Here is a 20901-nt window from a genome sequence, read left to right as displayed (position 1 = left end):
CCGACGCCTGCGCTCATCGAGCCATGAACATCGATTCGTCCGTCACTGACGACGTGCGCCCGCGCCTGGCGCCGCACTTCGTTTTCCGCTGGGAAGACAGTCAGAATGCTTACGTCATCCTGTATCCCGAAGGTCTCGTCAAACTCAATGTGAGCGCCGGTGAAATCTTGAAGCGCTGCGATGGCGCGCGCAGCGTTTCGGCGATCGTCAGCGAACTGCAGACAGCCTTTCCGGGCGCCGATGCGCAGATCGCAGAGAGCGCTCGCGCGTTCGTCGAGGTCGCGCGCGGCAAAGGATGGCTGCGCTGGTAACGGCAAGAAGACGTGGGCGCTGCCGGTGGTCACGGGTAGCCGTCGCGCGCGAGCCGTTGCAACTCGGGTACGGTAAGCCCGTCGAGATCTAGTTCGGGCAAGAGATCGTTCTCCCGTGCGAAATCACGTCCGTACGCGGCCGACAGCAGGGCGATGCCGGACTCGTGCAAGATCGCTCGAGACCCGACGCGGCGCGCGAGAAGGACCATGGGCACCAATCCGAACGGGACGTCTTCGAGCACGTAGCGCGTCTCGATCGTATTTGGACCGAAGCCCCCGAGCCCAAGACGGTGCCTTTCCTGATTCATGTCCGACACGCCGCCGATCGGAACGCGGTATGACAGTGCGAAGTGCTCTTGCACGGTTTTCACGGCCAGGCCCAGTGTTCGGGCAATGTTCAAGCGCTCGGTGTCCAGCGCTTCGATCAAACGGCCGATGGGCGCTCGCACGTTTCGCGCAGCGAGACGCTTCGATAGATAAAGCGCGCCGAACGAAAGGTGTCCGCTGACGATGACCGGTTGGCCGTGGCGAATGTGAGGCGCCGCGGCGTCTATCACCGTCTTGTGTCCATTTGCGGGTAACGCGATCATGATCGCATCGGCGCTGGCAATGGCGTCGGCGCACGATGAAGCGATGTGCGGCGCAAATGATCTGTCGACGGCGCCGCTCGCCACCAGGGGCAGCCCTGCGGCCAACTGTGCCGTGCGCTTTCCGGATGGGGACCAAAGGACCGGTTCGTGTCCCCTTTCGTTGAGATACGCGGCTGCGCCATAAGCCACCGCGCCCGCTCCGAGAATGCCGATTCGCATGGATCACTCCTGATTGCGGCGTTTTTTTTTTAGCGTTGGATGGAGCGGATCGAGTCTAGAGAGGCGGGCGGGCGAAGTCCAAGTCCGATTCGCTGGGTTTGCATTCCGCGAAGTTATCGATCGCCTCGGGCTTGCGCCGCTGGGCGGCCGAGCGCCCGCAAATACGATCGAGGTCCCGCGACGGCGCGCCGGCCGGCATGCGTAGCGTGACGTTTCGATAGGGATAACCCGATATATAACCCTGCGGAATAGCCTGGGCGGATACCGGTCTTTGACACATAAAATTGATGGTCCTACCGTTGGGGTGCTCATTCACGATGCGTTTCATCCACGCGTCTCGACCCAGAACGGACCACAATGAACAGTCGCTTCGTTTCCTCGCTTGTCTCGATGCTCGTTGCCGCGATTGCATCGCTTCCGCTCCCGGCGGTTGCGCAGAGCGATTCCCGCCCCGTGATTCGCGTGAGCTCCGGCGCCGAGGACATCGTGACGCTCGACCCCGATCGCGCCACCTCGACCAACGACGTGGGCGTGGTCGCCGAGATTTTCAACGCGCTCGTGCGGTTCGCTCCCGGCAGCGCGGACGCGAGGTCGCTCGAACCCGATCTTGCCGAGAGTTGGCAAGCGTCGAAAGACAGCAAGGTGTGGACATTCAAGCTGCGTCGCCAAGTGCAGTTTCAAGGCGGCTGGGGAGAGCTGACTTCGGCCGACGTCGTCTATTCGCTCGAGCGAGCTGCCGATCCGAAACGCTCGAGCTTCGCGGCGGACTTCGCGGAAATCGACAAGGTGGAAGCGCTCGACCCCTATACCGTGCGCGTCTCTTTGAAGTACCCCGATGCGACGTTCCTCGGCCGCGTCTCGAACTATCACGGGGGCTATATCGTGAGCATGAAGGCGGCCGAGAAATACGGCAGCCAATTCGGCAGCCACCCGATCGGCACGGGGCCGTTCGCATTCGGCCAGCATGTCACGCAGCAATACGTGAAACTCGTGGCGAACGATCGATACTTCCGCGGCGCGCCCAAGCTTGCGGGCATCACCTATCGAATGATTCCTTCCGACAGCAATCGCGAGCTGGCCTTGTCCTCGGGCGAACTCGACGTGATCTACGGCAAGCGCGAAAAGCGCTGGGTGGAACGCGAGCGCAAACGCAGCGGCGTGCATATCGATATCTTCCAACCGGCGGAATATCGGACGCTGTTCATCAACCGCTCGATCAAGCCGCTCGACAACATCAAGGTGCGCCAGGCCATCGCGGCATCGATCGATGTCGACGAGATCATGCACTACGTAGGGAGCGAGGTTGCCGTCAAAGGGTGTTCGTCGGTCCCGCCCGGCTACCTAGGCGAAGACTGTTCGGGCGGAGGGTATGCCTACAACGTTGGGAATGCACGCAAGCTGCTTGCCGAGGCGGGATATCCGAACGGCATCACGATCAGGTCGATCGTGTCGAACATCTCGGCGCAGCAGCCCATCATGGAGATCGTTCAGGCGCAATTGGCCAAGGCCGGTATCAAGTTGGAAATGCAGATCGTCGATCACTCGACGTATCAGGCCGAGAGCCGGAAGGACTTGAGCGCGCTCGTCTTCTACGGTGCGGCGCGTTATCCGAGCGCCGACATTTGGTTGAGCGAATTCTACGATTCGGCGGCATCGGTGAATACACCGACCGCGATGTCGAACTTCTCGCATTGTGCCGTAGCCGATGCCGATATCCGTGCGGCGCGCGTGGAACCCGATCCGAGCAAGAAGCTGACGCTATGGAAGAGCGCCCAGCAGAAGATTCACGCGGATGTGTGTTCGGTGCCCCTGTTCGGCTTGCTACAGGTTTGGGTGCACAGTGACAAGGTGCAGTACGGCTACGACTTGAAGGGCTCGCTGAACCTTGCGCCGCTCATCACGGAGAAAACCACGCTGGCGAGCCACTGAAGCGGTATCGAGGTCTCGTAGCATCGACGGGTCCCGCTCGAATCGTCGATAACGACGCCGCGTGACGGAGCCGGCCCGATGGTGTCATTTTCCTGATACTTCAATGAAATTAGATAGTAGTCCTGAATATATTCGAGACCCGCAATCGTACGACGCGATCGTCGTCGGCGGTGGTGTCGTCGGCGCCGCGGTCGCTTACGGTTTGGCGCGGCGCAACCTGCGCGTGCTGGTTCTGGACGGCGCCGATGGCGACTTGCGCGCGGCGAAAGCGAATTTCGGCCTGGTTTGGGTGCAAGGAAAAGGGTACGGCCAGCCCGCCTATCAAGCGCTGTCGCGCCGCAGCGCGTCGTTGTGGCCGGAGTTCGCGCGCGAATTGACGGCCGATAGCGGCATCGAACTCGACTACCGTGCCGAAGGCGGTATTCATTTCTGCATCGGTCAAGCGCAGTGGGACCAGCGGGCCGAGAAGCTCGCGCGCTGGGCCGATCAATTGCCCGGTTATGAAAGCTGCACCGAAATGCTCGACCGCGGGCAACTGCAACGTCTCTTCCCCAAGGTGCAATTTGGGCCGGACGTGAGCGGTGCGAGCTTTGGCCTGACCGATGGTCATGTCAATCCACTGCGCTTGCTGGCGGCCTTGCAGCGCGCGTTGCAAGAGCGCGGCGGCGCCTTGCGCACGAACAGTCCCGTCTCGCGCATTGCGCCGCGCACCGGGGGCGGCTTCGCGGTGTATGCCGGGTCCAAGAGGTTCGAGGCGGCAAGGGTGATGATCGCCGCTGGGCTAGGTTCGTCCGCGCTCGGGCCGATGGTGGGACTCGACGTTCCCTTGAGGCCGCAACGAGGGCAATTGCTGGTCACCGAACGCTTGGCGCCGCTGCTGCCGTTGCCGGCCAGCGGCCTACGGCAAACGGGCGAAGGCACCGTGATGATTGGCGTGACGCAGGAAGAAGTGGGCTACGACCTGAGTACGACCACTGCGGCGGCGGCCCATATGAGCCGGCAAGCGGGCCGCATCGTGCCCGCGCTGCGACAAGCGCAACTCGTACGGCACTGGTCGTGCCTGCGTGTCATGACCCCCGATGGCTCCCCCGTGTATGCGGAGTCGAGCGAGCATCCCGGCGCTTGGGTCGCCCTCTGCCACTCCGGCATCACGCTCGCGGCTTTCCACGCCGGGCCGTTGGCCGCAGCATTCGCGCAAGCACGGATTCCGGACGAACTACAGATCTTTCACCATGGACGCTTCAATGTTCCGCAAACTGCATGACCCGGGGGAGAACACCCCCACCGTGACGGTGACGATCGATGGGCTGGCGGTCAGTGCCGAGCCCGGCGAAAGCGTGGCCGCCGTCTTGCTCCGGCTCGACCCGCCGATTTCCCGCACGACCCCGGTCAACGGCAGTCCACGCACACCGTATTGCATGATGGGGGTTTGCTTCGAGTGCCTCGCGAACGTCGACGGCATGGCCTCGGTCCAGACCTGTCTCGTGCCCGTTCGCGACGGCATGTGCATCGCGCGGCAACATGGCCGCCGCGTATTGTCGGCAATGGCCGCGCACGATGCCTCCGGCGCGGCTCCCGCCGCCGGCAGCCCAGTTCGGGAAGGCGTGCAGGAAGCCCCGCAGCAAGGAGCGCCACGATGAGCCGCGCAGTCGATTTGCTGATCGTCGGGGCCGGTCCCGCGGGCATGAGCGCCGCGCTGACCGCGCGCCGCCACGGTCTGAGCGTGCTCGTCGTGGACGATCAACAGGCGCCGGGCGGCCAAATCTGGCGCGCGGTGGAAGCACGCGCGAGCACGCGCGTCGGCGATTTGCTGGGCGAAGAATATGCCGCCGGTTTGCCCCTGGCGCAGGCGTTTCGCGCGAGCGGCGCGTTATACGAGCCGCGCACGCAAGTATGGCAAATCGAACCCGGCTGGCAGGTGTTCATGAGCCGCGAGCAGAAGGCGCAATGCGTGCAAGCGGCGAACGTTCTGCTGGCCACGGGCGCGCAGGAGCGGCCCGCGCCGTTTCCGGGCTGGACGTTGCCGGGCGTGCTGACCGTAGGCGCGGCGCAGATTCTGCTCAAGACGGCGCGCGAAATTCCGGCGAGTCCGGTGTGGATCGCCGGCAGTGGTCCCCTCGTGCTGCTGTATATGGTGCAGTTGCTGCGCGCCGGTGGCACGATCGCCGGTTGGCTCGATACGACGCCGCCCGGCGGCTGGTCGCGCGCTTTGCCGCATTTGGCGGGCGCCATGCGCGCATGGAAGGACTTGATCGAGGGGTTGGGTTGGACGCGCGAATTGCAGCGCGCGGGCTTTCCCATCGTGCGCGGTGTGACGCAATTGCGTGGCGAAGGCGAAGCGCGCTTGGATCATCTATGTTTTCGCACCGCCGATGGGCAATCGCAGCGGGTCGCCTTGGACTCGTTGCTGATTCATGAAGGCATCGTGCCTTCGATTCATGTCACGCAGGCGCTGGGCTGCGAGCACGAGTGGCGCGACGATCAACGCTGCCTGGCGCCGAAGCTCGACGAATGGGGGCAAACGAGCAAGCCCGGCATTTTTTCGGCCGGCGACGGCGCGGGCATAGGGGGGGCGCGCGCTGCGTGCACGCGGGGGAAATTGGCCGCGCTCGGCATTGCGATGCGCGCAGGCAAGTTGAACGCAGATGCCGCACGGCGGCTTGCCGCGCCATTGCGCCGGCAGCTCGCGGCCCAGCTTTCGATTCGTCCTCTGCTCGATGCCGTGTATCCGCCGCGCGCCGATCTGTTCGATCCGGCCGACGATACGGTGGTGTGCCGTTGCGAGGAACTGACGGCAGGCCAGATCCGGGCAGCTGCTCGCATCGGCCAGCCGGGACCGAACCAGATCAAGGCGTTTACGCGCGCCGGCATGGGGCCGTGCCAGGGACGTCAATGCGGATACACGGTCGCGCATATTCTGGCGGGGGCGCATGGCAAGCGCATCGAGCAGGTCGGGTTTTATCGGATCCGGCCGCCGTTGAAACCGTTGACGCTGGGCGAGTTGGCATCGCTCGACGCGGGGAGCGACACTTGACGAGCCAGACCGTATTCGATGTCGCCGTGATCGGCGGCGGACTGCACGGATTGTCGGCTGCGTTGCATCTTGCTCGCGCCGGTAAGCGCGTCGTCGTGCTCGAGCGGGCGTGGGTGGGCAGACATGCGTCGGGCGCATCGGCGGCCGGCGTGCGCACGCTCAATCGCGATCTGCGCGAATTGGACCTGTCGCTCGAGGCGATGCAGATGTGGCACCGCATCGGCTCGCTCGTGGGCGATACATGCGGTTTTCACGCGCACGGGCAGATTTGCGTGGCCGAAGACGGGACGAATCTGTCGAAGCTCGAGGCACGCGTCGCCGATCTGAACGCAAGGGGGTACACCCATGAAGCGATCATCGATCGCAAGGAACTGCAGCGGCGCGTGCCCGCGATCAGCGGGCATTGCGTCGGCGCGTCGATTGCGGCGGATAACGGCGCAGCCGATCCGCATCGCACGTTGGCCGCGTTTCGGCGCAGTGCCGAAGCGGTCGGTGTCGTGATTCGCGAGGGCGCTGGCGTAGCTCGCATCGAGCGGCATGGGCCGGATTGGACGCTGCACATCGATCATGCTGGGGGCGGCGCTCCGGGGCATGCCCACCGGCTCGTCGTGCCCGCTCTCGTCAATGCTGCCGGGGCCTGGGCGGGGCGTGTCGCGGCAATGGTCGGCGATTCCATCCCGCTCGGCACGAAGGCTTCGATGATGATCGTCACCGAGCGCGTCGCGCCCATGATCGAACCCGTCGTCTCGGTCATGGGCCGCTCGCTGTCTTTCAAGCAAGCGGACCAGGGCACGCTCGTGATCGGCGGCGGACTGCAGGGCGTGCCCGATCTCGACCGGGAGACCTCCGAGGTGCGAATGGGCATATTGGCCAAAGGAGCGCGCGCGGCCACCGACTTGTTTCCTGACGTGCGCGACATTCGGATCGTGCGAGTGTGGTCCGGCCTCGAAGCGAAGACAGCCGACTTGCTTCCGGTAGTGGGGCCCGCGGTCAACGCGCCGGGCGTGTTCCATGCTTTCGGCTATTCCGGTCACGGCTTTCAACTCGCGCCCGTGGTCGGCGCCGCGCTGGCGGATTTGATCGTCGATGGTTCGACCCGCCGCCCGATCGCGGCCCTCGGTGCGCGCCGCTTGATGGCCGCTTCGCTTTCGGAGGTTTCCGCATGATTCGATATACCGTCAAACGCCTGCTGCTTGCAATCCCCACACTATTGGCGATGCTGACCGCCGTGTTCGTGCTCGTGCGTCTCGTGCCGGGCGATCCGGCCGCCGCCATGCTGGGCGATCAGGCGAGCGCCCAGGCGCTGTCGGCATTGCGCAAGCAGCTCGGTCTGGACCTGCCGTTGCACACGCAGTATGTGCATTTCGTGGGCGATGTGCTGAGCGGCAACTTGGGCCGTTCGCTCTCGAACGGACAAAGCGTGTTGCGAGAAGTCGCGGCCGTCTTGCCTTGGACCCTGCAACTGACCGTCGCGGCGGTCGTCGTCGGTATCGGCCTGGGCTTGCCCTTGGGCATTTGGGCTGCGCTGCGGCGCAATGCGTGGCCCGACTATCTCACGCGCGTTCTCTCGTTGGCGGGCTTATCGTTCCCGGCCTTCGTCTCGGGCATCTTGATGCTGCTCGCCTTCGCCATCGAACTCGATTGGTTTCCCGTCATAGGCAGCACGACCTCGGGCAACCCGTGGGGACAGTGGCGCGGTCTCGTGCTACCCGCCTTCAACCTCGGGCTCATCATGACGGCTTATGTGACGCGCGTCACGCGCTCGTCGATGCTCAACGTGCTAGGCGAAGACTACATTGGCACGGCTCGCGCCAAAGGGCTGCGACCTGGTCAACTGATTCTGCGCCATGCGTTGCGCAATGCGCTGATCCCGATTTTGACCGTCGTCGGCTTGTACTTCGGCACGCTGATCGGCAATTCGGTCTTGACCGAGATCGTGTTCAACCGGCCCGGAATAGGCAAGCTGATTCTCGGCGCGTTGAACGCGCGCGACTACACCTTGTTGCAAGGCCTGATGATCGTCTTCGCGTTTTGCGTGATCGTCGTCAATCTATTGACCGACCTCGCTTATGCGTGGATCGACCCGCGAGTGAAATACAAATGAGCACTGTCGCAACTTCTTCCCCTAGCAGCGCGCCCGTCAGCCGTCCCCCCAAGACATGGCGCACGTTACTCGGCAACCGCATTGCCTGGGTCGGCTTGTTTCTTCTGGCGGTCGTCGTATTGGCCGCGCTGTTCGCGCCCTGGATCGCACCGCAGGATCCAATTCAACAGCACATCGCCTACCGCTTGGATCCGCCCTCGGCGCAGTATTGGCTCGGCACCGATAGCTACGGGCGCGATGTTCTTTCGCGCTTGATCTACGGCGCGCGCATTTCGTTGCTCGTCGGTTTTCTCGCCGTGTTGATCGCGATGGTCGTGGGCTCCTCGCTCGGCATCTTGGCGGGGTATCTCGGCGGCTGGGTCGACCAAATCGTGATGGGGCTCGTCGACGTGCTGCTGTCCTTTCCCGCGCTATTGCTCGGGCTGATGGTGGCCGCCATGCTCGGCGCGAGCTTGCAGAACTTGATCGTGGCGATCGCCATTACGGAGATCGCTCCGTTCGTGCGGGTCGCGCGGGCGCCGACGATCGCGCTCAAACAGCGTGACTTCATCGAGGCGGGCCGGGCGCTCGGGTTCGGGCCGATTCGCTTGATGGCGGTGCATATCCTGCCGAACATGATTTCCGAAGTGATCGTGCTCGGATCGATGTGGATGGCCACGGCGATCCGCACCGAGGCCTCGCTCAGCTTCGTGGGCCTGGGCGTGCCGCCGCCGATCGCGACCTGGGGCGGCATGATCCGCGATGGTTTCGACAACATACTCGACGCCTGGTGGCTGATCGTCTTTCCGTGCGTTGCCATTTTGCTGACGGTGTTGGCGTTGAACCTATTGGGCGATGCCTTGCGCGATGCGCTCGATCCCAAGCTTCGTGGAGAAAAACGATGACGCAGCCTTCGCCAGTCCTCGAGCTTCGCGAGCTTCGAACGGAATTTCGCATCCGGCGGCAATGGCATGCAGCCGTGCGTGGCGTGTCATTGACGATCGAACGCAACGAGACCGTTGCGCTCGTCGGCGAATCGGGCAGCGGCAAGAGCGTGACCGCGCTATCGATCTTGCGTTTGCTTCCCGGCGCGGCCGCGCGTCATGGCGGCGGGCAGATTCTGTTTGAAGGACGCGATCTGTCGACGTTGTCCGAAGCCCAGCTCTCGCAGGTGCGCGGCGATCGAATCGCCATGGTGTTCCAAGATCCGATGACTTCGCTCGATCCCACCATGCGCGTGGGCGACCAGATCGTCGAGGCCATCCGTCAACATCATGACGTGTCTTATGCCGATGCGCGCCGGCGCGCGCTCGAGGCGTTGCGGGAAGTCGGCATCCCGGGCGCGGCGAACCGTTTCGGCGATTACCCGCATCAGTTTTCCGGCGGCATGCGCCAACGCGCCATGATTGCCATGGCGTTGGCCTGCAAGCCCGCGCTGCTAGTGGCCGACGAACCCACGACTGCGTTGGATGTCACGATCCAAGCGCAAATCTTGGCGTTGCTCGCGCAATTGCAGGCGGCCCACGGGATGTCGGTGTTGTTCATCACGCACAACCTTGGGGTCGTCGCGCAAATCGCCGATCGCGTCGCAGTCATGTATGCGGGCGAGATCGTCGAGTTGGCGAACGTCGATGCGCTTTTCGCGCAGCCCACGCATCCTTACACGCAGGCGTTGCTGCGTGCGATGCCGCGCGTGGACGTGGATCTCGATGACTTCCAGGGCATATCGGGACAAGCGCCCTCGCTTGCGGCGATGCCCTCCGGCTGTGCGTTCGCGGCGCGCTGCAGGCATCGGCAAGCCAGATGCGAGCAGGCGCATCCGGATCTGCTGCCCGTGCCGGGCAGCACGCCGGGGCATTGGGTGCGTTGCCCCGTCAACGTCGAACAGTTGAGAACCAATTCGGAGTCACCGCTATGAGCGAACTCTTGCGCGTGGACAATCTCGTCAAGCATTTCGTCAGCGGCGGCGGCCGATTCGATGCGCCGAAGAAGGTCGTGCGCGCCGTCAACGAAGTCTCTTTCGCCGTGCGTCGGGGCAGCTCGATGGGCCTCGTGGGTGAATCCGGCTGCGGCAAATCCACGGTTGCGCGCACGTTGCTGCGCCTAATCGAGCCCGATTCCGGCTCGATCATTTTCGACGGCATCGATCTGCGGCGTGCGAGCGCGGCCCACATGCGCGCATTGCGGCAGCGCATTCAGATAGTGTTTCAGGATCCCTACGCGTCGCTCAACCCACGCCGGACCGTGCGGCAAACGTTGGAGGAGCCGCTGCGGGTCCATCGGCGGGGCAACGCTCGCGCGATTGCCGATAAGGTCGCGCAAACCGTGATCGACGTGGGCTTGCCGCTCGATGCGCTCGAGCGCTACCCGTACGAATTTTCAGGCGGGCAGCGTCAACGTGTCGGCATCGCGCGCGCCCTCGTGCTCGATCCCGAACTCATCATTGCTGACGAGCCGGTTTCAGCACTCGATGTCTCAGTGCAGGCGCAGATCCTTCAACTGCTCGAGAAGCTGCGCAAAGAGCGAGGCCTATCGTTCGTCTTCGTCTCGCACGACCTGGGGGTGGTACGGCAGTTCTGCGATACGGTCAGCGTGATGTATCTGGGCCGCATCGTCGAGAGCGGGCCGACGCGTTCGTTGCTCGATGCGCCTGCGCACCCCTACAGTCGCGTGCTGCGAGACTCATCGCCCGTCCCCGATCCGAGCAACAGGATCGTGCTTGCGAAGATCGAAGGCGAAATCCCCTCGCCTACGAACCTACCGGCGGGTTGTGCCTTTCATCCGCGGTGCGCGCGCGCGGCCGGCGCGTGCATGGAGCGGGCGCCGGATCTGGACCTGGTTGCATCGGAACGCCGAGTCGCCTGCTACTTTCCGTTGCAGGGGTGTGCGATCGCATCGACCTAGTCATGGCGACGGCACGCGTTCGACTTTCACCGAAACCAGCGGGCCGCGCGCCGCCTCACAACCGAACTCGACTCAACTCAACCCAACCCGACGAATCGTCAGAGCCCATCATGGTTGCTTCGAACAAGCGGTTGCAGGCGGCGAGTCCAAAGGGGGCGAGCGTGAGCGGCTCGGCGCGTGCCCGCGGCATAGTGCGGCGCATTGCCGAATTCGTGGTGACGGCACGTGGCGACCGCGCGAGCGAAGCGGACACACAAGCGGCATTTCGATGCATCCTCGACTTACTGAGCGCGGCGGCGGCGGGGTTGCACGAGCCGGGCGTGGTCGCCGTGCGCGGGATGGCGCTCGAGACGTTCGGCTCCGGGCGGGCAGCGATTTGCAATTGTTTCGGAGCGATGTGAGCGCGTTGGCGGAAAGAGTGACGCTGCGATTGGACCCCGAGCTCGATGCGTGCTTCCCCGCACGGACGTTGGCCCGCGTCAAGGTGACCTGCGCTGGCCGGTCGTTCACATCCGACGTCACTTCGCCGAGCGGCGACGCAACCAATGCGCTGACCTGGGCAGAACTCGAGGCAAAGTTTCACTCGGCCACGAAGTGGGTGGCATCGGAGGCGCAGCGCGGCGAAGTGCTCGACGCTGTCGACGCATTGGCTTGCGGCGATGGGGCGAGCCTGATGGCGTGCCTCGGTACGCCGACGCTGGAGCGCAGGGCACGTTGATGCCGAGGGCGGTGGCGGGATCGAGACGTCCGCGTGCAGGAGCGCATTGCGGATATCGTCGCCTCCGATGCATGATCGTAGCTTCGAAGCACTGCCCCATGAAATTGCTCCTACCGGGTGACGATATGAAGCGTCAGGTAAATCTGCGGCAAATCGAGGCGTTCAAGGCCGTCATCGAACAGGGCACGGTGAGCCGCGCCGCCGAGATCCTCTATATTTCGCAGCCTGCGGTCAGCAAGATGCTGAGCCATCTCGAGGACGACTCCGGCTTGACGTTGTTCGACCGTGTGCGAGGCAAGCTCGCGCCCACGCGTCAGGGGATGCGGCTATACGGTGAAATCGATCGGATCTTCGCGGGGTTGCGTCAACTCGAGCAGGCCATCGACTCGATCCGTCGCGACGAGCAGAGTCACTTGACGGTCGGCACGTTGCCCGCATTGGGCGGCTCGTTCATCCGGCGTGTGACGCTCAATTTTCTGAAAACGCATCCGGACGTGACACTGGCGATTCACTCTCGCAGTTCGCAGATCGTGACCGAGTGGCTCGTTACGCGCCAACTGGATCTGGGGCTCGTCAACGGCTTGGTGGACAACAGTTACATCGAACGAGAACCTTTGATGGAGCATGCGCTCGTCTGCGCTTTGCCACCCTCGCATCCGCTCTGCAAGAAGAAGGTGATTCGCCCGCGTGATCTGGACAACCTGCCGTTCGTCACGTTCTTTTTCATGAGCCAAACGCGGCAATTGGTGGAGACGGTTTTCGAAAATCACAACGTGCGTTTGAACGTCGTGCTCGAGACCGATAACGCGCCTAGCGTATGCGAATTCGTCGCGCAGGGCTTGGGTGTCTCGTTGATTCACCCGCTGTTCGGCGGCGGGATGCAGGACCGTATCGTGCTGCGCCGTTTCGAGCCGGAAGTGAACTTTCGCTTTCAGCTTTGCCGAATGCCTGCCTCGCAGAACTCGAATCTGGTCGAAGCGTTCTTCGAAGAGGTGCGTAATGTGGCGGGGGAGGTCGTGCGGGAGATGTCGGATCGGTCGTAGGTCGACTCATCTAGTCTTGCATCGATACCGGCCCCGTTCACGCTTCCCGGTCGAGCATGTGCGGGGTGCTTTCCTGCGCTCGCCGCGCAGACCTGGCGCCCCCTGGCGAGCTGGTCGACCGCACATTCACACGCGCATCCGTATATAACCCCTCGGAATAACCCACGCGAATAACGGCCTTTGACAGCGAAATTTGCCGGGCCTATCTTGGGCCGCTCGCTGTACGCGGGCGAGCGCAATGATTAATTAGGATAACTAAATAAACCACGCGTTGTTTGGAGCCCGTTCTTCCGTAGTTCCTATTAATACAAGCCCGTTGATCTAGGGGATATCTCGATGAAAAGTAGATTGGTTGTTTTTGCGGCGATGAGCGTCGTCTCTTCCGCGGCGTTTGCCCAGAGCAATGTGACGCTCTACGGCATCTTGGACGAAGGACTCAGCTTCGTCTCGAACTCGGGCGGCAAGCATTTGTACAGCATGGCGAGCGGGAACATGCAGGGCAATCGTTGGGGGCTGCGCGGAACGGAGGACCTCGGCGGGAACCTGAGGGCGATCTTCGTGATCGAGAACGGCTTCGATATCAGCAACGGCAAGCTCGCTCAGGGCGGCCTGGAGTTCGGGCGGCAAGCCTACGTTGGGCTTGCGAATGACTACGGTTCCGTCACGGTGGGCCGCCAATACGATTCCGTGGTCGACTACGTCGGCCGCTTGGAGTTTGGCGACCAGTTCGGCGGGAGCATCACCGCCCACACGGGCGATATCGACAACTTCAACAACAGTTATCGCGTCAACAACGCCATTAAATTTCGCAGCGCAGACTATCGCGGCTTCACGTTTGGAGGCCTGTACAGCCTTGGAGGCATCGCCGGTCAGCCGGGCCGGAACCAGATCTATTCGCTCGGCGCAGGATATGCGAGCGGGCCGCTCACGCTCGGCATCGGCTATTTGAACGTGCGCAATCCGAACGTGAGCTTTTTCGGGAACAGTACTTCCGGCACCGTTTCGTCGACGGCATCGAATGTGAGTTCGCCGGTCTATTCCGGCTTCGGTTCCGCGAACACATACCAGGTCATCGGTGCGGGCGGCACCTATAAACTGGGCGCGGGAACGCTCGGGGCGACTTATTCGAACATCAAGTTCACGTCTCTCGGCTCGTCCTACGCGTCGCCGTTCGCCGGGCAATCGGCGAGCTTCAACAACGGCGAATTGAGCTTGCTCTATCGGGCTACGCCGGCCTTGCTACTCGGAACGGCATACGACTTTACGCGCGGCAGTCAGGTCAACGGCCATTCGGCCGCGCAATTTCACCAGTTGTCGTTGGGAATCGATTACTTCCTTTCCAAACGCACCGACCTCTACGCGATCGGGGTGTATCAGCACGCGCTGGGGGATACGTTGTCGACCGCCGGGACGGCAATCGTGCCCGCTGTCGCATCGATCAGTGCGCTGAGCGCGTCGAACAATCAAAATCAACTGGCCGTTCGAGTCGGCATTCGTTCGAAGTTTTAAGAGGCTGTTGAAATACCTCCCGCAGACGTCATCCGAGCGGGAGGGGTAAACGTTGAAACAAGGAATCGACCAACACTGAGAGCGAAGGGATGCGCGGAGCGGACGGATACACCGAGACCATGTTCACGATTGCGAAGCTTGATGACTTCGTGCCGGTCAATCTTCCGCTGCGACCGATTCGCCTCCGGCTGAACGACGCTCTCAAGCGCATGGACGGGGTGTTTGCGTGCATGTACGAGAGCGATGCGAAAGGCAGCAGGCCGAGCATTGCGCCCGAGAAGCTAATTCGCGCGCTGTTGCTGCAGGTGCTGTACACGATTCGCAGCGGGCGCATCCTAATGGAGCAAATCTCCTACGACATGCTGTTTCGTTGGTTGGTCGGCCTGGCGATCGACGATGCGGTGTGGGACCACTCGACGTTCAGCAAGAACCGAGATCGACTGATGGCGCACGATGTCATCGTGGGTTTGTTCAACGAGATGGTGGAGACGGCGCATGCACGCGGTCATCTCTCCGGCGAGCACTTCAGCGAGCGGGATACTTCAACAGCCTGCTAATACGCGAGGGCGGGATTGATCATTCCGCACGGTTTTCGTTGGCAAGCCCTGATTCGGCGGCCCGCGTATGCGACGGCTTGGCCGATTTGCGATATCGTTGCTCCTGCTCGGTATCTCGCCACCGCGTCGAGCCAGGGGCTCGTTCGCAACGACAACGACAACGACAACGACAACGACGACGACGACGACGACGACGACACTCAAGATGATTCATCCCAACACCGCGTTGATTCAACGCTTTTACGAGGCTTTTCAGCGGCGCGATGCGACCGCGATGGCTGCTTGCTATGCCGACGACGTGGTCTTCAGCGATCCCGTGTTCGGTGAACTGCGCGGCGAGGCCGCACGCGACATGTGGCGCATGCTCGTGCAGCGCGCACAAGCGTTTTCGTTGACGTTTGCCGATGTCGACGCGAACGATCAGACCGGGCGGGCGCGGTGGGTAGCGCGCTATTTGTTCAGTCCGACCGGACGCGCGGTGACGAACCGGATCGAGGCGCGCTTTGTGTTTCGCGACGGGCGCATTGTCGAGCATCGCGACAGCTTCGATGTGTGGCGGTGGGCGCGCCAAGCGCTGGGCACGAAGGGGGCCTTGCTCGGCTGGACGCCTTTCGTGCAGCGGGCAATTCGAGCGCGAGCGCGCAGAAGTCTCGATGCGTATCGCGCCGCTCCGAAGTGAGCCTGCCGGGGCATGCGTTTCGCCGTGACCGCCGGCGTGACGGCGTCCTGCGATATTGCGCCCAGCGATACCTTGACCGCCGCGCGCGGCGCGCAACTACCCCTTGCCGTGCTCGGAATCTTCGGACGGCTGATGCGCCTCATTGCCCCGGCCGGGGAAAAAAACGTTCAAGACGTCGCGGACGCCTTCTGCCAGAGTTGCCTCCGCGCCGATCGTTTCCGTTTCGCCGGATCTGGCCGGATCGGCGCTCAAGCCGCGCCAATGAGTAAAGACGAGCAAGGGCTTTTCGGTCCACTCGCCCGCGCCGAACTTCGCGAAGGTCGTGTCCCCACTGACGAGTTGAACCTCGTACCATCCATCGCGGACCGGGGCGAAGTCGTCGAGCGGAAACCAGCCCGTCGGTTCAATTTCCATACGTTCCTCACTGAGCTATCGCTGCCTGTCGGTGGATGTGCCGTCGCGCGTATTGCTTCGTGCGGTTGTGCGGCGGCGTGCCCTAGCGCCACCTGGCCACGCCGATGCGCCTGAGCCAGTTGGCATGGGTTGCGCCATCGTTCCGAATGCGATCGAAGCCGGCACTTTTTTGATTATAGAACTCGAAACTCCCGACTAACTCCTATGCTTGAAGAGTCCATTTGGACCCTATCGAGGAGACAGACCATGCGCATGCTTCTAAACATACGAATACCTCATGAGCCATTCAACGCGTTTGTGCGCGATGGATCCATCGGCGTGTTGATAGAGAAGATACTCGCAGAAATGAAGCCGGAGGCCGCCTACTTTACGGAGCAGAACGGAACACGGGGAGCAATCCTCGTCGTTGACCTCGAGGAGCCGTCGCAGATTCCAAAATTCGCCGAGCCATGGTTTCTGACGTTCAATGCCGACTGCGAGTTTCGCGTCGTGATGGTGGCGGAGGACCTCAAGAAGGCCGGACTCGAAATGCTTGGCTCGAAGTGGAAGTAGTGCGCGGCACGGCGTATGACAGCGCGACCTCGGAGAGCTGCCGCTCTGCGCCGGTAACCGCTACAATTCGCGGTTTTAGCCCGGAATACGCCAATGTCTTTTGCCTCGCTTGGCCTGATTGATCCCTTGCTGCGCAATGTGCAGGACGCCAATTACCAGACGCCTACGCCGGTGCAGGCCAAGGCGATTCCAGCTGTGCTCAGTGGCAAGGACGTCATGGCTGCCGCGCAAACCGGCACTGGCAAAACCGCGGGCTTTGCGCTGCCGCTGCTGCAACGGCTGGTGCAACAGGGCCCGGCGGTTTCCAGCAACCGCGTGCGTGTTCTGGTGCTGGTGCCCACGCGTGAACTGGCTGAGCAAGTGCTGCAAAGCTTTGTCGATTACGGTAAAGGCCTCGATCTACGATTTCTGGCCGCTTATGGCGGTGTCAGTATCAACCCGCAGATGATGAAGCTGCGCAAAGGCGTGGATGTGCTCGTTGCCACGCCCGGTCGTTTGTTGGATCTCAATCGGCAGAACGCGGTGCAGTTCGATCAGGTGGAAACGCTGGTGCTGGATGAAGCCGACCGCATGCTGGATTTGGGCTTTGCGCGCGAACTCAACGCGGTCTTTGCTGCGTTGCCCGCTCGGCGCCAGACACTGCTGTTCTCTGCCACGTTTACCGATGATATTCGCGCCATGGCGGCGGGCATTCTGCGCGGCCCGGTCCATATCAGCGTCAGCCCGCCCAATGCCACGGCCAGCAAGATCAAGCAGTGGGTGGTTCCGGTGGATAAAAGGAACAAGCCCGACCTCTTCATGCACCTGGTGGCCCAGAACGGCTGGGAGCACGCGCTAGTGTTCGTCAAGACCCGCAAAGGCGTGGATTACCTGGCGGCCGTGCTGGACGAAGCGGGCTACGCGGTCGACACCATCCACGGCGACAAGCCGCAACCCGCGCGCCTGCGTGCGCTGGAGCGCTTCAAAACGGGCGAAGTAAATATGTTGGTAGCCACCGATGTGGCTGCGCGCGGGCTGGATATCGACGACCTGCCGCTGGTGATCAACGTCGATCTGCCGATCGTGGCGCAAGATTACGTGCACCGTATTGGCCGTACCGGACGCGCGGGCGCCAGTGGCGTGGCGGTGTCCCTCGTATGCGCCGACGAAGCGCCGCAACTGGCCGCGATCGAAGCGCTGATCGGGCAAATGCTGCCCCGCGAAGAGGAGCCGGGGTTCGAAGCCGAACACCGCGTGCCGCAAACCAGCACGACGGGCCAGATCATCAAGAAACCTAAAAAGCCCAAGAAGCCCAAAGCACTGCGGGCTGCGTCGAGCGCCGCGCAGGTGATCGGCAAGAAGCCGCGCCGACAAAGCGGCGAAAACAAACGCAAGCCTGGGGCGCAGCGCCCAAACCGCTGACCTACAATGTAACCATGGTCGCGACCTTATAAGGAGGCTGCCATGACTCAGTCTATGATCTACCTCGTCGTCGGCTTGGCGGTCTTGTTGATCGCCGGGTTCATGGTGGCACAACGTTACAGGCGCGAGCACCCCGACGAGGGGACGATGGATCAGTGGCTCGACTCGCACCACATGAGTTGGCTGCATCGCCACAAACATTGATGCGGCATCGCAAGGCGCAGGGCCCCGCATTCCAGCGGGGCCCTGCAATACGTAGGAGCGCGTGCAATCACCGGCCGCCGTGATGAGCAGGGTTGGTGACGACGTGCAGCGTTGCATTTTCTGGTAGTAAGATACCCGGCATCGATCCAAAACCAACGCATGAACGAGCACAGGGGCGAGCGTGACCGAGGTGACGACCGATTCACGGGTATTCCTCTCGACCTTGCCGCCCGGTCGCCGCGAGCGGCGACTCGCGATTGCTGTCGTCCTGATTACAGCGGTCGCCTTCCTTGCAGCTGTGCCATTCGCGAAACTTCAGTTACCGAGGGTTTGGGCCTTCATTCCGGTCTACGAATCCGCGGTCGTCGTATGCGATTTGCTTACGGCAGCGCTCTTGCTTGGCCAGTACCGCATTTTGCGGTCGCGCGCATTGCTGGTCTTGGCTACGGGATATTTGCTGACCTCCTTCACGGCGACGGCGCACTTACTAACGTTTCCCGGCGTTTTCTCCGATACCGGCTGGTTAGGGGCGCGCAGTCAAAGCACGGCCTGGCTCTACGTTTTCTGGCATGGCAGTTTTCCACTCGTCGTCATTGCCTATGCGTGGCTAAAGCGTGACGGCGCAGCAACGCGAAGGCAGCGGGAGGGCGCTTGCGCGCCGGCGATTTTGGCCGGCATTGCTTTTGCCGCGCTCCTCGCTGTCGCGTTCGCGATACTGGCCACCCGCGGCTACGATTTGCTGCCGCCGCAGTTGTCCGGGCCGCCGCTGGCACCGCGCTACACAGTGGCGCACGGCGTCGTACTGACGCTCATCTGGTTGCTCAGCCTGCTTGCGCTCGCGACGCTCCTCTTGCGGCGGCCGCACTCCGTGCTGGACCTATGGCTCATGGTCGTCATGTGCGCGTGGCTTTTCGATATCACGTTCGCGGGCGTGCTCAATCATAGCCGCTTCGATCTTGGTTTCTACGTCGGCCGCATTTACAGCCTATGCGCTGCCAGCTTCGTGCTCGTCATATTGACGCTCGAAAACATCGGCCTCTACGCGCGCGTCGTACAGGCACTCGAGAGCGAACGTATCGAGCGGCAACGCGTGCAGTTGCAGACCGTGCAATTGAACGAAGCGAATGCGCTGCTGGAGCAGCGCGTGGCTTCACGCACGGCTGCGCTGACGGCGGCGAACCGCGACTTGGTCAATGAAGTGCTCGAGCGCAAGCGCGCCGAAGCGGCGCTCGGGCACTCACGCGAGGAGTTGCGCGAACTGGCGTCGATTGGGACCTCCGCGCGCGAGCAAGAAAATCGACGTATCGCGCGGGAATTGCATGATGAACTTTGCCAGACGCTGGCAGCATCGCGCCTCGAGCTTGAATTGGTCTCTGAACGCAAGGCGTTGAGTGCGGAACTCGCGCCCGTGCATACGCTGCTCGACGACGCGATCGTCGCCACCCGCCGCATCGCGGCGGATCTTAGACCCTTGGTGCTCGACGACCTCGGCCTCGTCGCCGCGGCGGATTGGCTCGCGCAGAACTTCCGACAGCGCCACGGCATCGAATGCGAGCTAACCGTCGAGCCACCCAGCCTCGATCTCGACGAGCCGCAAGCGACTGCAGTGTTTCGCATCATGCAGGAGTCGCTGACCAACATCGGACGACATGCGCACGCCTCGCGAGCAACACTGAGCTTGACGCGCAAGGACGATCACGTCTTGTTGATCGTGAAAGACAACGGCGTCGGGTTTGATCTTTCAATGCCGCGCAAGCTAAATTCGTTTGGGCTATCGGGCCTTCGCGAGCGGGCCTATCTTGTCGGGGGCGACGTTAGTATCGAGTCGTCGCCCGGTGGCGGCACGTCGATCGAAGTGCGCATTCCGCTGCCTGTTGCGCAGGCAACGCCGACGCGCGACGCAGAATTGCTTCGTCCAGAACCGAGCGCTGCCCGGGGGCAGTGATCGCACGAGGACGGTTGGCTACCAGCTTGCACGCTTGTACAACCCGAGCTGGTCCACGCGGAACAGGCGCGCGGGCCGCTGATTACCGAGTTGATAGTCCTCCGTGGCAATGATCACGCCGGCTTCATCAACCGCTTCGCCCGACTGTACATCACCAACCTTGATCCCTAGTCGCGAACGAAAGGTCGCTCTCGTCACCGTTTCACCGAACACCCCCTCGTAGGTATGTTGCAGTTGGGTCAATGTGAACTTCCCGGGGAGCAACCAGCAAGGCAGAGTTGAGTAGCTCGATTTGTTTCGCACCCGCTGCACCGCGGCGCGGATCTGATCCGCATGATCGAAGGCCAGAGATGGAAGCTCGTCCACCGCATAGAACCGGAACACGCCTGGTTGCCTCGCAATCAGATCTTCCATCGGTACGAGCGCAACATAACTGATCGCGACCGACCACCCGCGAGGATCTCGAGCGGGTCCGGCGAAAGTCTGGAGCTGCTCGATATAGCGCGGTTCCAGCCCGGTCTTCTCACGCATCATGCGACGCACTGCGTCCTCGAGCGAGGCGTCCTCGTTCGTATGGATGTACCCGCCAGGCAGCGCCAGCGCTCCACGAAACGGTTCCCTATTGCGCTCGTGCAGGGCAACCATCAGACCTTCTTTCGACAGGGTGAGCAGCACCGCGTCCACGCTCACGTCCGGTTTTGCATAGCCTTTGCCCATGTGTGATCCCCTGCCTGACTAGCGATTGAAAAATTCTAGCACAACATAGTTGACATTATCGACTAAGCAGAGCTATGCTTCGCGCCATGTTA

Annotated in this window: 22 protein-coding genes and 2 pseudogenes; 20 read left to right on the top strand and 4 right to left on the bottom strand. The window is 62.5% G+C overall.

The window, feature by feature from the left end; all coding sequences use genetic code 11:
• Positions 1–23 precede the first annotated feature (23 nt).
• Positions 24–311: a pyrroloquinoline quinone biosynthesis peptide chaperone PqqD gene (pqqD, locus tag QQS38_RS05605; protein ID WP_479644380.1), complete on the top strand. Its 288-nt coding sequence runs from the start codon at positions 24–26 to the stop codon at positions 309–311.
• A 29-nt stretch (positions 312–340) separates the two neighbouring features.
• On the opposite strand, the gene QQS38_RS05600 is transcribed toward pqqD, so the two are convergent.
• Both QQS38_RS05600 and QQS38_RS05595 read right to left on the bottom strand, forming a co-directional pair.
• Positions 341–1120 carry an NAD/NADP octopine/nopaline dehydrogenase family protein gene (locus QQS38_RS05600; RefSeq protein ID WP_479644379.1) on the bottom strand — a complete coding sequence of 260 codons (780 nt, stop codon included), beginning with the start codon at positions 1118–1120 and terminating at the stop codon, positions 341–343.
• A gap of 55 nt (positions 1121–1175) precedes the next feature.
• Complete coding sequence (locus QQS38_RS05595; RefSeq protein ID WP_479644378.1) at positions 1176–1448, bottom strand: hypothetical protein; 273 nt, start codon at positions 1446–1448, stop codon at positions 1176–1178.
• A 29-nt stretch (positions 1449–1477) separates the two neighbouring features.
• Here QQS38_RS05595 and QQS38_RS05590 point away from each other — a divergent pair, with 29 nt between their 5' ends.
• The 15 genes and pseudogenes from QQS38_RS05590 (at position 1478) to QQS38_RS05520 (ending at position 15576) form a co-directional block, all read left to right on the top strand.
• Entirely contained in the window at positions 1478–3049 is a 1572-nt protein-coding gene (locus QQS38_RS05590) for an ABC transporter substrate-binding protein (RefSeq protein ID WP_479644377.1), read from the top strand.
• A gap of 103 nt (positions 3050–3152) precedes the next feature.
• Positions 3153–4313, top strand: coding sequence for an NAD(P)/FAD-dependent oxidoreductase (locus QQS38_RS05585; RefSeq protein WP_479644376.1), 1161 nt, complete (start codon positions 3153–3155; stop codon positions 4311–4313).
• Positions 4294–4689, top strand: coding sequence for a (2Fe-2S)-binding protein (locus QQS38_RS05580; protein ID WP_479644375.1), 396 nt, complete (start codon positions 4294–4296; stop codon positions 4687–4689). Before QQS38_RS05585 ends, QQS38_RS05580 begins: the two co-directional genes overlap by 20 nt.
• Positions 4686–6083 (top strand): FAD-dependent oxidoreductase, encoded by a 1398-nt coding sequence (locus QQS38_RS05575; protein ID WP_479644374.1) that lies wholly within the window; start codon positions 4686–4688, stop codon positions 6081–6083. The genes QQS38_RS05580 and QQS38_RS05575 overlap by 4 nt, the downstream gene beginning before the upstream one ends.
• Positions 6080–7249: an NAD(P)/FAD-dependent oxidoreductase gene (locus tag QQS38_RS05570; protein ID WP_479644373.1), complete on the top strand. Its 1170-nt coding sequence runs from the start codon at positions 6080–6082 to the stop codon at positions 7247–7249. The genes QQS38_RS05575 and QQS38_RS05570 overlap by 4 nt, the downstream gene beginning before the upstream one ends.
• Positions 7246–8187, top strand: coding sequence for an ABC transporter permease (locus QQS38_RS05565; protein WP_479644372.1), 942 nt, complete (start codon positions 7246–7248; stop codon positions 8185–8187). The genes QQS38_RS05570 and QQS38_RS05565 overlap by 4 nt, the downstream gene beginning before the upstream one ends.
• Positions 8184–9071 carry an ABC transporter permease gene (locus tag QQS38_RS05560; protein WP_479644371.1) on the top strand — a complete coding sequence of 296 codons (888 nt, stop codon included), beginning with the start codon at positions 8184–8186 and terminating at the stop codon, positions 9069–9071. Before QQS38_RS05565 ends, QQS38_RS05560 begins: the two co-directional genes overlap by 4 nt.
• A complete protein-coding gene (locus QQS38_RS05555; protein ID WP_479644370.1) occupies positions 9068–10084 on the top strand; it encodes an ABC transporter ATP-binding protein in 1017 nt (338 codons plus the stop codon). Before QQS38_RS05560 ends, QQS38_RS05555 begins: the two co-directional genes overlap by 4 nt.
• On the top strand, positions 10081–11070 hold the full coding sequence (locus QQS38_RS05550; protein ID WP_479644369.1) for an ABC transporter ATP-binding protein: 990 nt from the start codon (positions 10081–10083) through the stop codon (positions 11068–11070). Before QQS38_RS05555 ends, QQS38_RS05550 begins: the two co-directional genes overlap by 4 nt.
• A 110-nt stretch (positions 11071–11180) precedes the next feature.
• A complete protein-coding gene (locus QQS38_RS05545) occupies positions 11181–11471 on the top strand; it encodes a hypothetical protein (RefSeq protein ID WP_479644368.1) in 291 nt (96 codons plus the stop codon).
• 17 nt (positions 11472–11488) lie between these two features.
• A complete protein-coding gene (locus QQS38_RS05540) occupies positions 11489–11788 on the top strand; it encodes a hypothetical protein (protein ID WP_479644367.1) in 300 nt (99 codons plus the stop codon).
• A gap of 98 nt (positions 11789–11886) precedes the next feature.
• On the top strand, positions 11887–12831 hold the full coding sequence (locus QQS38_RS05535) for a LysR substrate-binding domain-containing protein (protein ID WP_479644366.1): 945 nt from the start codon (positions 11887–11889) through the stop codon (positions 12829–12831).
• Between the two features lie 336 nt (positions 12832–13167).
• On the top strand, positions 13168–14340 hold the full coding sequence (locus tag QQS38_RS05530; protein ID WP_479644365.1) for a porin: 1173 nt from the start codon (positions 13168–13170) through the stop codon (positions 14338–14340).
• Positions 14341–14429: 89 nt separating this feature from the next.
• A pseudogene (locus tag QQS38_RS05525) lies at positions 14430–14870 on the top strand (transposase); the annotation flags it as partial.
• A 232-nt stretch (positions 14871–15102) separates the two neighbouring features.
• Positions 15103–15576: a nuclear transport factor 2 family protein gene (locus QQS38_RS05520; RefSeq protein ID WP_479644364.1), complete on the top strand. Its 474-nt coding sequence runs from the start codon at positions 15103–15105 to the stop codon at positions 15574–15576.
• 96 nt (positions 15577–15672) lie between these two features.
• On the opposite strand, the gene QQS38_RS05515 is transcribed toward QQS38_RS05520, so the two are convergent.
• The gene (locus tag QQS38_RS05515; RefSeq protein WP_479644363.1) at positions 15673–15990 is read right to left on the bottom strand and encodes a hypothetical protein; all 318 of its coding nucleotides are present in this window, start codon (positions 15988–15990) and stop codon (positions 15673–15675) included.
• A 246-nt stretch (positions 15991–16236) separates the two neighbouring features.
• Between QQS38_RS05515 and QQS38_RS05510 the strand changes: the two genes are divergently transcribed.
• The 4 genes and pseudogenes from QQS38_RS05510 (at position 16237) to QQS38_RS05495 (ending at position 20092) form a co-directional block, all read left to right on the top strand.
• A complete protein-coding gene (locus QQS38_RS05510) occupies positions 16237–16542 on the top strand; it encodes a panthothenate synthetase (protein ID WP_479644362.1) in 306 nt (101 codons plus the stop codon).
• A 93-nt stretch (positions 16543–16635) separates the two neighbouring features.
• Positions 16636–17931: pseudogene (locus QQS38_RS05505) on the top strand (DEAD/DEAH box helicase); the annotation flags it as partial.
• Between the two features lie 54 nt (positions 17932–17985).
• Positions 17986–18147, top strand: a complete 162-nt coding sequence (locus tag QQS38_RS05500) for a hypothetical protein (RefSeq protein WP_479644361.1) — start codon at positions 17986–17988, stop codon at positions 18145–18147.
• Between the two features lie 181 nt (positions 18148–18328).
• Positions 18329–20092: a sensor histidine kinase gene (locus QQS38_RS05495; RefSeq protein WP_479644360.1), complete on the top strand. Its 1764-nt coding sequence runs from the start codon at positions 18329–18331 to the stop codon at positions 20090–20092.
• Between the two features lie 18 nt (positions 20093–20110).
• Here the strand turns inward: QQS38_RS05495 and QQS38_RS05490 are convergent, their stop codons facing one another.
• Positions 20111–20809, bottom strand: coding sequence for an NUDIX hydrolase (locus QQS38_RS05490; protein ID WP_479644359.1), 699 nt, complete (start codon positions 20807–20809; stop codon positions 20111–20113).
• Between the last annotated feature and the right edge of the window lie 92 nt (positions 20810–20901).

The organism is Trinickia sp. Z7, assembly GCF_056498045.1.
Note: the sequence above shows the minus strand (reverse complement) of the source record. Positions and strands in the feature narration are given on the sequence as shown.